General features: G+C 69.0%; 9 protein-coding genes. 5 read left to right on the forward strand and 4 right to left on the reverse strand.

Going from position 1 to position 10,872, the window contains the following annotated elements; genetic code table 11:
• Positions 1 to 3: 3 nt before the first annotated feature.
• The 3 genes from ABH927_RS31000 to ABH927_RS31010 all read right to left on the reverse strand — a co-directional run bounded on the left by ABH927_RS31000 (position 4) and on the right by ABH927_RS31010 (position 4,396).
• Positions 4 to 1,509, reverse strand: coding sequence for a CoA-acylating methylmalonate-semialdehyde dehydrogenase (locus ABH927_RS31000; RefSeq protein WP_370027445.1), 1,506 nt, complete (start codon positions 1,507 to 1,509; stop codon positions 4 to 6).
• Entirely contained in the window at positions 1,496 to 2,758 is a 1,263-nt protein-coding gene (locus ABH927_RS31005) for an aspartate aminotransferase family protein (protein WP_370027447.1), read from the reverse strand. The genes ABH927_RS31000 and ABH927_RS31005 overlap by 14 nt, the downstream gene beginning before the upstream one ends.
• A gap of 180 nt (positions 2,759 to 2,938) precedes the next feature.
• Positions 2,939 to 4,396 (reverse strand): MFS transporter, encoded by a 1,458-nt coding sequence (locus ABH927_RS31010; RefSeq protein WP_370027449.1) that lies wholly within the window; start codon positions 4,394 to 4,396, stop codon positions 2,939 to 2,941.
• A gap of 126 nt (positions 4,397 to 4,522) precedes the next feature.
• On the opposite strand from ABH927_RS31010, the gene ABH927_RS31015 reads away from it, so the two are divergent.
• The 4 genes from ABH927_RS31015 to ABH927_RS31030 all read left to right on the forward strand — a co-directional run bounded on the left by ABH927_RS31015 (position 4,523) and on the right by ABH927_RS31030 (position 8,950).
• Entirely contained in the window at positions 4,523 to 5,254 is a 732-nt protein-coding gene (locus tag ABH927_RS31015) for a TetR/AcrR family transcriptional regulator (RefSeq protein WP_370027451.1), read from the forward strand.
• Between the two features lie 63 nt (positions 5,255 to 5,317).
• On the forward strand, positions 5,318 to 6,928 hold the full coding sequence (locus ABH927_RS31020) for a PucR family transcriptional regulator (RefSeq protein WP_370027453.1): 1,611 nt from the start codon (positions 5,318 to 5,320) through the stop codon (positions 6,926 to 6,928).
• 154 nt (positions 6,929 to 7,082) lie between these two features.
• On the forward strand, positions 7,083 to 7,292 hold the full coding sequence (locus ABH927_RS31025) for a hypothetical protein (RefSeq protein ID WP_370027454.1): 210 nt from the start codon (positions 7,083 to 7,085) through the stop codon (positions 7,290 to 7,292).
• A 188-nt stretch (positions 7,293 to 7,480) separates the two neighbouring features.
• Positions 7,481 to 8,950, forward strand: a complete 1,470-nt coding sequence (locus ABH927_RS31030; RefSeq protein ID WP_370027456.1) for a phosphodiester glycosidase family protein — start codon at positions 7,481 to 7,483, stop codon at positions 8,948 to 8,950.
• A gap of 106 nt (positions 8,951 to 9,056) precedes the next feature.
• Here the strand turns inward: ABH927_RS31030 and ABH927_RS31035 are convergent, their stop codons facing one another.
• Positions 9,057 to 9,941 carry a phenylalanine 4-monooxygenase gene (locus ABH927_RS31035; protein ID WP_370027458.1) on the reverse strand — a complete coding sequence of 295 codons (885 nt, stop codon included), beginning with the start codon at positions 9,939 to 9,941 and terminating at the stop codon, positions 9,057 to 9,059.
• 131 nt (positions 9,942 to 10,072) lie between these two features.
• Here ABH927_RS31035 and ABH927_RS31040 point away from each other — a divergent pair, with 131 nt between their 5' ends.
• The gene (locus tag ABH927_RS31040) at positions 10,073 to 10,537 is read left to right on the forward strand and encodes an Lrp/AsnC family transcriptional regulator (protein WP_370027460.1); all 465 of its coding nucleotides are present in this window, start codon (positions 10,073 to 10,075) and stop codon (positions 10,535 to 10,537) included.
• Positions 10,538 to 10,872: the final 335 nt, after the last annotated feature.

The following is a 10,872-nucleotide window of genomic DNA, read 5'->3' on the forward strand; positions in this document are numbered from 1 at the left end:
GCGTCAGGCGTTGGTCGGGAACCCGAGGTTCACGCCGCCGTGCGACGGGTCGAGCCAGCGCGAGGTGACGACCTTGCCGCGGGTGTAGAAGTGGACGCCCTCGGTGCCGTGGACGTGCGTGTCACCGAAGAGGGACGCCTTCCAGCCGCCGAAGCTGTAGAACGCCATCGGCACGGGGATCGGCACGTTGATGCCGACCATGCCGACCTCGACCTCGTTCTGGAAACGCCGGGCCGCGCCGCCGTCGTTGGTGAAGATCGCGGTGCCGTTGCCGTACTCGCCGGTGTTGATGAGCTCCAGCCCCTCCTCGTACGACTTCACGCGCACGATGGACAGGAGGGGGCCGAAGATCTCCTCGCGGTGGACGCGGGAGTTGGCCGGCACGTGGTCGAGGACCGTGGGGCCGAGCCAGAAGCCCTGTGCCTCGGAAGCCGGGCCGGCACCGGCGACGGGGGTCTCGCGGCCGTCCAGGACCAGCTTGGCGCCCTCCTCCACCCCGAGGTCGAGGTAGGACGCGACCTTGTCGCGGTGGACCTCGGTGACCAGCGGGCCCATCTGCGACGCCGGGTCGTCGCCGGGGCCGATCGTGAGCCGCTCCACGCGGGAGACGATCTTCTCGACCAGCTCGTCGCCGATCGGGTCGACGGCGAGGACGACGGAGATCGCCATGCAGCGCTCACCGGCGGACCCGAAGCCCGCGTTGACGGCCGAGTCGGCGACCAGGTCGAGGTCTGCGTCGGGGAGCACCAGCATGTGGTTCTTCGCGCCGCCGAGAGCCTGGACCCGCTTGCCGTGGGCGGTGCCGGTCTCGTAGACGTACCGGGCGATCGGCGTGGAGCCGACGAACGACACGGCCTTCACGGAGGGGTGCTCAAGCAGCCGGTCGACCGCCACCTTGTCACCCTGGACGACGTTGAACACCCCGTCCGGCAGGCCGGCCTCCTGCCACAGCTCGGCCATCAGGAGCGACGCGGAGGGGTCCTTCTCCGACGGCTTGAGGATGAACGTGTTGCCCGTGGCGATGGCGACGGGGAACATCCACATCGGCACCATGGCCGGGAAGTTGAACGGCGTGATCCCCGCGACGACGCCGAGCGGCTGGCGGATCGAGTACGAGTCGACCCGGGTCGAGACGTTCTCGGAGAAGCCGCCCTTGAGCAGGTGCGGGATGCCGCAGGCGAACTCGACGACCTCCAGGCCGCGGGCCACCTCGCCCAGGGCGTCGGAGTGGACCTTGCCGTGCTCGGCCGTGATCAGCGCGGCCAGCTCGTCGCGGTGGGCCTCCATCAGCTCCCGGAAACGGAACAGGATCCGCGACCGCTTCATCAGCGACGCGTCGCGCCACCCGGGGAACGCGCGGGCCGCGGCCTCCACCGCCGCGTCGACCTCCTCCACGGTGGCCAGGGTCACCCTGCCGCTTACCTCGCCCGCGGCCGGATTGAAGATCTCGGCTGTGCGGTCCTCGCCGCCGGTGCGGGCTCCGTTGATCCAGTGGTTAACGTGCTTCATCGTTTACGGTCTCCAGAGCGGTGACAAGGATGCCCAGGCCCTCGCGGGCCTCGTCCTCGGTGAGCGTGAGCGGGGGGGCCATGCGGAGGGTGTTGCCGTAGAGGCCCCCCTTGCCGGCGAGCAGGCCGAGCTTCTTGGTCTCCTCCATGAAGCGCACGGCGAGGGCGGGGGCCGGCTGTCCGGTGGCGGGGTCCACCAGCTCGACGGCGAACATGAGGCCCTTGCCCCGGACGTCGCCGACGATGGGCAGCCGCGGCGCGGCCTCGCGCAGCCCGCCGATGATGATCTCGCCGGTCCGCGCGGCGTTGGCCTGCAGATCGTGGTCGAGCACGTAGTCGAGGGTCGCGTTCGCGGCCGCCATCGAGATCGGGTTGCCGCCGAACGTGCTCAGACCGGTGGCGTGCAGCTGGTCCATCAGGTCGCCGCGTGCCACGATGCCGCCGACGGCGAAGCCGTTCCCGAGGCCCTTGGCGAAGGTCAGCATGTCCGGCGTCACGCCGTGGTTGTGGATGCCGAAGAACGCCGAGCCCGTACGGCCCCAGCCGGTCTGGACCTCGTCCGAGATGAACAGGATGCCCTCTTCGTCGAGGACCTCCTTGTAGGCGGCGAACAGGCCCTCGGGGGCCATGGTGAAGCCGCCGACGCCCTGGATCGGCTCGGCGATCAGCGCGGCGACGTCCTTGGAGACCGCGGTGGACAGGACGTGGCGCAGGTCGTCGACGCAGGCCGCGATGTAGTCGGCGTCCGACAGCCCGCGGAACTGGGTGAGGTGCCGGTCCGCGCCGTGCAGGAAGTGCACGTTCAGCGGCGACAGGGAGTTGTTCTTCCATGAGCGGTTCGACGTCACGCCGACGGCGCCGAACGACCGGCCGTGGTAGCTCTGCCGCATGGCGAGCACCTGGTCCGATTTGCGGGCGTAGGTCGCGAGCAGCAGCGCCGTCTCGTTGGCCTCGGTGCCGGAGTTGGTGAAGAAGACCTTGGCGTCCGGGATGCCGGAGAGGCGGGCGATCTTCTCCGCCAGCTCGATCTGGCCGCGCAGCAGATAGAGCGTGGAGGTGTGGACGATCCCGGTGGCCAGTTGCCGCTCGACGGCCTCCCGCACCTCGGGCACGTCATACCCGATCATGTTGGTCAGGATCCCGGCGAAGAAGTCGAGGTAGCTCTTCCCCGACGCGTCGACGACACGGTTGCCCTTACCGCTGACGATCTCGATGGGCTCGTCGTAGTAGAGGGCCATCCAGTTCGGCATGACGGCGCGATGCCGCGCGAGAAGGCCGGCGGTCTCAGCAGGATTATGGGAGGAAGCGGACATATATCGAGTATCCCGGCTGCAGGACGTGTCTCCTACCAGCACCGTGTCGGGATAGTTCGATTCTCCCTTACATAGTGGTACGGCTGCCGCCGGGCGGCCGGCAGCCGTACCGGCAGGTCACGCGACCGGCTGGGGAGCCGGCGTTTCGGCGGGGACGGCCTGGCGGAGGACCAGGAGGGCGACCACCGCGGCCGCGAGGGAGAAGCCCAGGCCGACGAGCGAGCCCACCGACATCGCGGAGACGAAGGCGTCGCGGCCGGCTCTGGCCAGCGTGGGATCGCCCGAGTTCACCGCGACGCTGACCGACCGGCGCGCGGCCTCCGGCGCGGACTCGGGCATGGCGGCCGTGTACACCCCCGCCAGGACGCTCCCGAGGACGGCCACGCTGAGCGCCATGCCGACCTGCTGGACCGTGTCGTTCAGCGCCGAGCCGACGCCCGCGTGGTCGGGCGGCACCGCTCCCATCAGCGTGGCGTACGCCGCTGGACCGGCCAGGCCGCCGCCCACTCCCATGATGAGCAGGCTCGCGATGAGCGTGCCGTACCCCTCGGTGAGGGTGGCGAGCACGCCGAAGCCGACCGCCAGAACCAGGAGGCCGGCGACGATGAGCGTCCGGTTGCTGACCTTCTTGCCGAGCCCCGCGCCCACGCCGTTGAAGACCATCGCGGCCAGGACGTACGGCAGGAGCCCCAGCCCGGCCTTCAGCGGCTGGTAGCCGAGGACGAACTGGAGATACTGCGTGAGCGCCAGCATCAGCGCGCCGGAGCCGAAGGACAGCAGCACGATCGAGAAGGACGCGCCGCTGAACGACCGGTCCTTGAACAGGCCGAGCGGCAGCATCGGGTGCTCGGTCCGGCGCTCCCACAGCACGAAGCCGAGCAGGGCCACGACGGCCGTCACGACGACCACCGGGTTCCATTCACCGGTGGGCGCGGAGATGACGGCCCACACGAGCGCGCTCATGCCGATGATCGACAGCACGACGCCGACCGGGTCGACGCCGCGCGGAGAGCCCTTCGTCTCGGGCATCAGCACGAGCGCCGCGATGATCGCCAGGACGGCGATCGGCACGTTGAGCAGGAAGACCGAGCCCCAGTAGTAGTGCTGGAGCAGGAATCCGCCCAGCGTCGGCCCGGCGATGACCCCGACCATGGCCACGGAGCTCCACGCGGCGAACGCCTTGCGCCGCTCGCTCTCGTCGAAGACGGTGATCAGGATGGACAGGGTCGACGGCATGACGAACGAGCCGCCCACGCCCATCAGCGCCCGGGCGCCGATGAGCTGCCACGGCTCGGTCGCGAGCATCGCCGCCACGGAGGCCCCGCCGAAGAACGCCAGGCCGATGACGAGGAAGCGGCGCCTGCCGTACCGGTCGGACAGGCTTCCAGCGGTGAGCAGCAGGCCCGCGAAGACCAGGATGTACGCGTCGATGATCCACTGGACGTCCGACGGCGTGGCGCCGAGATCCCGCATGAGCGACGGGATCGCCAGGTTGAGCACGGTGTTGTCCACGACCAGAGTCAGCAGGCTCAGGCACAGGACGCCGAGGATCCACCAACGGCGGGGATGGGACATTCAATTCACCTCGAACGGCATGTCTCGAACGGCATGTCTGGGACAGTGCGGTCTCGCACAGTGTGCGAGTAACCTCAGACACTGTACGACACTCTCGTACAGTGTGCGAGCGAATATCCTGAAGCAGTGCCAGAAAGGGCGTCAGTGAAGCCGTTCACCTCGGTCTGGACCCGGGAACGCAAGGGTCCGCGCGAGCAGGGGCTGAGCCGCGACCAGATCGTCCGCGCGGCGATGGAGCTGCTCGACGCCGAGGGGCTCGACGCGCTGAGCATGCGCAAGCTCGGCGCGAAGCTCGGGGCGGGGGCGACGAGCCTCTACTGGCACGTGGCGAACAAGGACGAGCTGCTGGAGCTCGTCATGGACGAGGTCTACGGCAAGGTGACGGTGCCCGAAGGAGCCGACTGGCGCCACGCCGCCAGCGCCTTCGCGTACGGCCTGCGCGGCGCCATCCTGGAACACCCGTGGAGCGTCGGCCTGATCGGCGTCGTGCCCGGCCTCGGCCCCAACGCGCTGACGGCCTCCGACCGGCTCGTGGGGAGCTTCGCCGGGGGCGGTTTCGCCGGGACCGGCGTCGACTACGCCGTGAACGCGGTCATCGCGTACACACTCGGCGCGACCATTCCCGAGGTCTCGTGGCTCAACGCCATCAAATCGGCGGGCACGGACATCGCCGGCATGCAGGCCGCCATCGGCCCCACGATAGAGAGGCTGGCGAGCGACTATCCCTCGCTGGGGGAACGCTACAAGTCCTATACCGGGACGGACTTCGACCCCACGACGGCCCGCCGGCTCGCGTTCGACTTCGGCCTGCTGGCGCTCCTCGACGGCCTGGAGACCCGGCTCCCGCACAGCACATAGGAGCCCTCACTCTGTCAGCTAGTGAACCATCGTCTTTACATTATGATCAGGTAGCCTCTGTGCATGCTGCCCACCGTCGCCGACGTGCTCGCATTGGACGCCGTCCGTCGCGGCAACCCGCGCGTCGTCGCGGGCGGCGACCGGCTCGACACCAAGGTCCGCTGGGTTCACGTCGGAGAGATCAGCGACATCGCGCATCTCCTGCGCGGCGGCGAGTTGGTGCTGACGACGGGCGTCGCCCTCCCCGCCGAACCCGACAAGCTCGCTGACTACATCTCCGACCTGGCCGCCGTCGGCGCCTCCGGCCTGATCGTCGAGCTGGGCCGCCGGTTCGTCCGCGAGCTGCCCCGGGCCGTCGTCAAGGCCGCCGAGGAGCACGGCCTGCCGCTGATCACGCTGGCGCGCGAGACCCCGTTCGTGCAGATCACCGAGTCGGTCCACGCGCGGATCATCGACATCCAGCTTCAGGAGCTGCGTGCCTCCGAGCAGCTTCACGAGGTCTTCACCGAGCTGTCGGTCGAGGGCGCCTCTCCGGCCGAGGTCCTGGCTCAGGTGGCACGCTTCTCCGGGCGTCCCGTACTGCTGGAGAACCTGGCCCACCAGGTGCTCGCCTGCGACGCCGCCGGAGGCGACACCGGCACCCTGCTGGCCAACTGGGAGACCCGCTCCCGCGCCGTCTCGCCCGTGGAGCGGACGGCCTACGACGCCGCCGCCGGCTGGCTGGTCACCATGGTCGGCGCCCGCGGGCAGGACTGGGGGCGGCTGATCCTGCTCTCCGACTCCTCCCCCACCCCGCGCGACATCGTCCTCGCGGAGCGCGCGGCCACCACGCTCGCCCTGAGCCGGCTGCTGGAGCGCCACCAGGAGTCCCTCGAACGGCAGGCACACGGCACGATCATCGCCGGCATCCTCACGCACACCTACTCCGATCCCGACGAGGCCGCCGCCCGCGCCCGCGCCGTCGGCGTTCCGCTGACCGGCCGGAAGCTCATCAGCGCCGTCATCCGGCTCACCTCGTCCAGCGGCACCGCCTTGGGAGAGCAGGCCAAGCTCGGCGAGCTGGCCGAGGCGACGGCGGCCGCGTGCCGCGACGCCCGGCTGCCCGCGCTCGTCGGCGCGCTCGACCAGAGCCGGGTCGGGGTGCTCCTGCCCCTCCCGCCCCGCTCGCTCGCCGAGACCGCGCTGAGCGCGCTCGCCGACCGTCTGCGGGCGACGTTCCCCACGGCGTTCGTGCTGGCGGCCGGGTCCGTCGTCGAGTCGATCAAGGACGTACGGCGCAGCTTCCTGGAGGCCGAGCAGGTCGCCGAGGTGGCGGTGCGCCAGCCCGACGGCCGGGCGTTCTACCGCCTACCGGACCTGCGGTTGCGCGGCCTGCTGCACCTCCTGCGAGATGACGCGCGGCTGCAGACGTTCGCGGAGCGGGAGCTCGGCGCGCTGCTGGCGCACGACGCCCAGCGGCACGGTGATCTCACCCGGATCCTGCGCATCTATCTGGACGCCGGGCGGAACAAGGCCGTGGCCGCGCAGAAGGCCCATCTGTCCCGGCCGGCCTTCTATGACCGGCTCCGGCGGCTCGAGCGCATCCTGGACACCGACCTGGACGACGTCGAGTCGTGCCTGTCCCTCCACGTCGCGCTGCTGGCCCTGGAGACGTTCCGCCGCGAGACCCCGTAAGCCTGCTCGGGGGCGGCCCCGGGCGGCGACGGCGGGATCCTCGCGAATATGCGAATACGCGGAGGTAGCTCTGCCTCTCCAGGTGTAAGACCTATGTCACGTCGCCACTCTGCGTGTACTCGCGCGTACGGGGTGTTCGTGCTTGTCTCAAAGGGTGCAGACGACGAGCGAACCTCAAATCAGCCCCGCCATCGTGGTCCGTGCGCTGTCCGCCCGTTTCCCCCGCTGGACGATCTGGTGGGGCCAGGCGACGACGCACTACTGGGGGGTGTCGCGCCACAACGGGATCCTGATCCACGTGGAGGCCCGATCCGCCCAGGAGTTCGTACGGCGGGCCCGCGAGATCGACGCTGGGAGTCCATGATGCGACATTTGCCACCTTATGACCCATTTATTCGATTATCTGGTTTTTGTCCCTGTTAGCTGAATTTGTCGGTCGTCCTGGGTAACGAGGCGGCGGATTTCTCATGCTGTTTGGCGCGTTTCGCCCCACTGCAACGGCCATTCTCGCCACGATGGTCCCTTTGAGGATCACGAATGGGGAGAAACCGCATGAGCCGCCGCCTGATCGTCGGAGTCGCCACCCTGGCTCTTACGATGACCACCCTCACAGCTCCGGCGCTCGCCGACCCCGTCACCGGTTTACCCTCGTCGAGCTTCCCGCTCGGCGAGCCGGGGATTTCGAAGACCGTCGCCAAGAGCCTCGCGCCCGGCGTCGACTACTTCACACTGAGGCACGGCCAGTCCAAGGACGGCTACACGGTGAGCGTCGTGGTCGGCGGCAATGACGCCTTCTCCGAGGCGACCGCTCAGAGCCAGGCGCAGGCCGTACAGGAGGCCGGGTTCAGCCCGACGATTGTGAAGTTCACCCGGCCCGCCGTGGCGGACTTCCCGGCCGCCGACTACTTCATGGTGCGGCTGGGAAACTGGCCGCTGGAGAAGAAGGCCGAGGCGGGCGAGGTCGTCAAGCAGCTCAAGGACGCGGGCATCGGCGCCAAAGTCGACTTCCTGGGCGACGATGGCTTTCAGACGACGGGCCCGTGGAGTGTGCGGATCATCACGATCGATCCCCGGACCTTCCACGGCTCCCTCCGGTCGTCGATCGGCACCGGCGTCGCCAAGCGTGAGAAGGTCTCCGCGATGGCCGCCTCGGTCAAGGCAATCGCCGGAGTCAACGGCGGGTTCTTCGACATCCACACGCTGACGGAGTTCCGCGGCGACCCCACCGGGATCTCCGTCGTCGGGGGCAAGCTGCTCAGCGAGGCCGTGTCCGGCCGCGCCGGCCTGGTCCTCAAGGGCCGGACGGCACGCGTCACCGAGCTCTCGTCGCTCGTGGTGGCGCGGGCGAACGACGGGGCCGCCGTGGCGGTCACGGGCCTCAACCGCGTCCCGAAGCCGGACGAGCTCGTGATGTACACCGAGGAGCTCGGCAGGGCCACTCCCGTGGACGACGGAGTGGAGGTTGTGCTGGACGCGTCCGGCAAGGTGACAGGGGTCCGCGACCCCGGCGCCCCGGTCGCGCGCGGCACGCGGGTCCTCCATGGAGTCGGCGCGGCCTCGGACTGGCTCTGGGAGCACGCCGGCGAGACCGCGACCATCAAGGTCACCACTCAGGTCACCGACCTGCGCACCCACAAGGCCATCCCGCTCACCCCGGAGACGAACATCATCGGCGGAGCGATCGGGCTGGTGCGCGGCGGTCAGATATCGATCACCGCGTTTAGGGACGGCATGGCGAACGTCAACATGATCCTGCGCCGTCACCCCCGCACGCTGGCGGGCGTCACGAAGTCGGGCAAGCTCATCATCGCGGTCGTCGACGGCCGGGCCCCCGGAACCACCGTGGGCGCCTCCTTCTTCGAGGCGGCGCAGATCATGCGCTGGCTCGGGGCCCGCGACGCGGTCAACCTGGACGGCGGCGGTTCGAGCGCGATGGTGATCGGCAAGAAGGTCGTGAACCACCCGTCCGACGGCGTCGAACGAGGCGTCGGCGACGCGCTCCTGATCGTCGGCCAGCCCTGATCGGGGCGCCCGGTGACGTCGACGCCATGCGCACGGAGGCGTGACGCCGCGCGGGCGCTCGCCGTTCAGATGCGAGCGCACACGCCGTTCAGATGCGAGCGGGCGTTCAGCGGGATGACCTGAGGCGGGCGATCATGTCGTCGTCACAGGTGTCCCAGAACGTGCCGATCAGGTCTTCGAGGTGGTCAAGCGAGGCCGCCTCGAAGAGCACTTCCTGATATTTCGTGATGTCGTACGACGTAGTGCCCATGGCGGCGAGATCGAGGGGACGGATGTCCATCCCCCTGAACTCCTCGATCTCGCCGTACGAGCTCAGAATGCCCGCGCCGTACGCCTTGAGCTCCCCGCTCTCCCGCATGACACCGAACTCCAGCGTGAACCAGAACACCTTCGAGACGAACTCCAGCGCCTCACCCGTCTCGACCCTTCGCGCCGCCCGGCCCGCGAGCCGGTACAGCTCCGCGAACCGCGGCGAGGCGAGCGTGTTCGCATGCCCGATCACCTCGTGGATGACGTCGGGCTCCGGAGTGTAGAAGGGCACCGAGTGGTGCCGAATGTACTGCGTGGCGTGGAACAGGCCGTCCGCCAGCACGCTGTAGAACTCTCTTAGCGGGACCAGCCCGGCCGCCGGCACATAACGGAACCCGGTGAGCGGCTGGAGCAGGTCGCTGACCTCCTGGAGTTGCGGGATGCGGTCCTTCGGCAGGCCGAGCCGTCGAGCCGCGTCGAGGAACTCGCGCACCGCGTACTTGCCGTGCTTGACCGCCAGTTCCTTCGTGACGAGAGCCCACACGCGGTGCTCTTCGTCGGTGTACTCGGCATGAGGAATGGGCGCACCCGGCTGGTAGCCGAGGGCCAGCGCGGCGATCGCGTTCCGCCGCTTCCGATAGACCTCGTCGGCGAAACCGGGATGAGTCTTGGCCAGCTCGACGACAACCGACCCGTCATCCCGCGTAGCGACCGGGGCGAAGTACTGCGCTTCATCGAACATACTCCCATTTGACAGCAAGTCACCCATCAGCTGGCAAGAGTGACCAGTTCCAGTGGACGAAACGCTCAGCATTGTGGTCTGGATGGAGAATCGGCTAGTCGTTTCGCCTAGTCCGGCGTAGCCTCAGGCGCATGCTCGATTCCCTCGACAGCCGGCTACTGATCACTATGCGCGCCAATCCGCGTATCGGTCTGACCGAGCTCGCGCGCATGCTCAGCGTCGCCCGCGGAACCGTCCAGGCCCGCCTGGAGAAGCTGATGATGCGCGGAGTCATCAGCGATTTCGGACCGACCATTTTGGCCGAGGAGATCGGCTACCCGATCCTCGCGTTCGCGTCCCTCCAGATCGCCCAGGGCAAGCTGACCGAGGCCGTCCAGACGCTGGCGGGCATACCGGAGATCCTCGAGGTGTACGGCACGAGCGGCCAGGCCGACCTGCTCTGCCGGGTCGTCGCGCGAAGCACGCCGCATCTTCAGGAGATCATCGCGAGAATCCTCACCTCGCCTGCCGTCCAGCGCAGCGACACCACGATCGCCCTGTCCACCCAGATCCCCTTCCGGGTGGACCCCCTCCTCGAGGCGGCCATCATCCCTTAAGCAGGGGAAGGAAGTGCGCACGGACCCACAGTCCGGGAGCACAGCGACGCCAAGGGCGGTGGGAGTGTCCGGTTGAGGAAGTGATCGTCCATAGACCGCACGATGCTGTCCGTCGCGATAGGACGCGCGTGACGCCGCCCCGGGGCTGTCCGTCGGCGTGGGGGCGGGCGTGAGCCGGCAGGGTGCTGTCCGTCGGTGTGGGGGCGAGCGCGGTGGTGGCACCGGCCATTCCGTGAATGTGGCATTGGCGTGATGCCGGCAGGGTGCTGTCCGTAGGCGCGGTGTCGGGCGGGTGTTCCGGCCGGCCGTGATAGTTGCGGTCTGGTGAGGCCGCG

Origin of the sequence: Planotetraspora sp. GP83, from assembly GCF_041262585.1 — a bacterium.
In the GTDB taxonomy this organism is placed as follows: domain Bacteria; phylum Actinomycetota; class Actinomycetes; order Streptosporangiales; family Streptosporangiaceae; genus JAOEGB01.

What these genes read in the sequence shown, in the direction of transcription:
- ABH927_RS31005 (WP_370027447.1), bottom strand. Translation starts at nt 2,758, where the DNA reads ATGCCGAACTGGATGGCCCTCTACTACGACGAGCCCATCGAGATCGTC.
- ABH927_RS31020 (WP_370027453.1), top strand. Translation starts at nt 5,318, where the DNA reads ATGCTGCCCACCGTCGCCGACGTGCTCGCATTGGACGCCGTCCGTCGC.
- ABH927_RS31000 (WP_370027445.1), bottom strand. Translation starts at nt 1,509, where the DNA reads ATGAAGCACGTTAACCACTGGATCAACGGAGCCCGCACCGGCGGCGAG.
- ABH927_RS31030 (WP_370027456.1), top strand. Translation starts at nt 7,481, where the DNA reads ATGAGCCGCCGCCTGATCGTCGGAGTCGCCACCCTGGCTCTTACGATG.
- ABH927_RS31040 (WP_370027460.1), top strand. Translation starts at nt 10,073, where the DNA reads ATGCTCGATTCCCTCGACAGCCGGCTACTGATCACTATGCGCGCCAAT.
- ABH927_RS31010 (WP_370027449.1), bottom strand. Translation starts at nt 4,396, where the DNA reads ATGTCCCATCCCCGCCGTTGGTGGATCCTCGGCGTCCTGTGCCTGAGC.
- ABH927_RS31035 (WP_370027458.1), bottom strand. Translation starts at nt 9,941, where the DNA reads ATGTTCGATGAAGCGCAGTACTTCGCCCCGGTCGCTACGCGGGATGAC.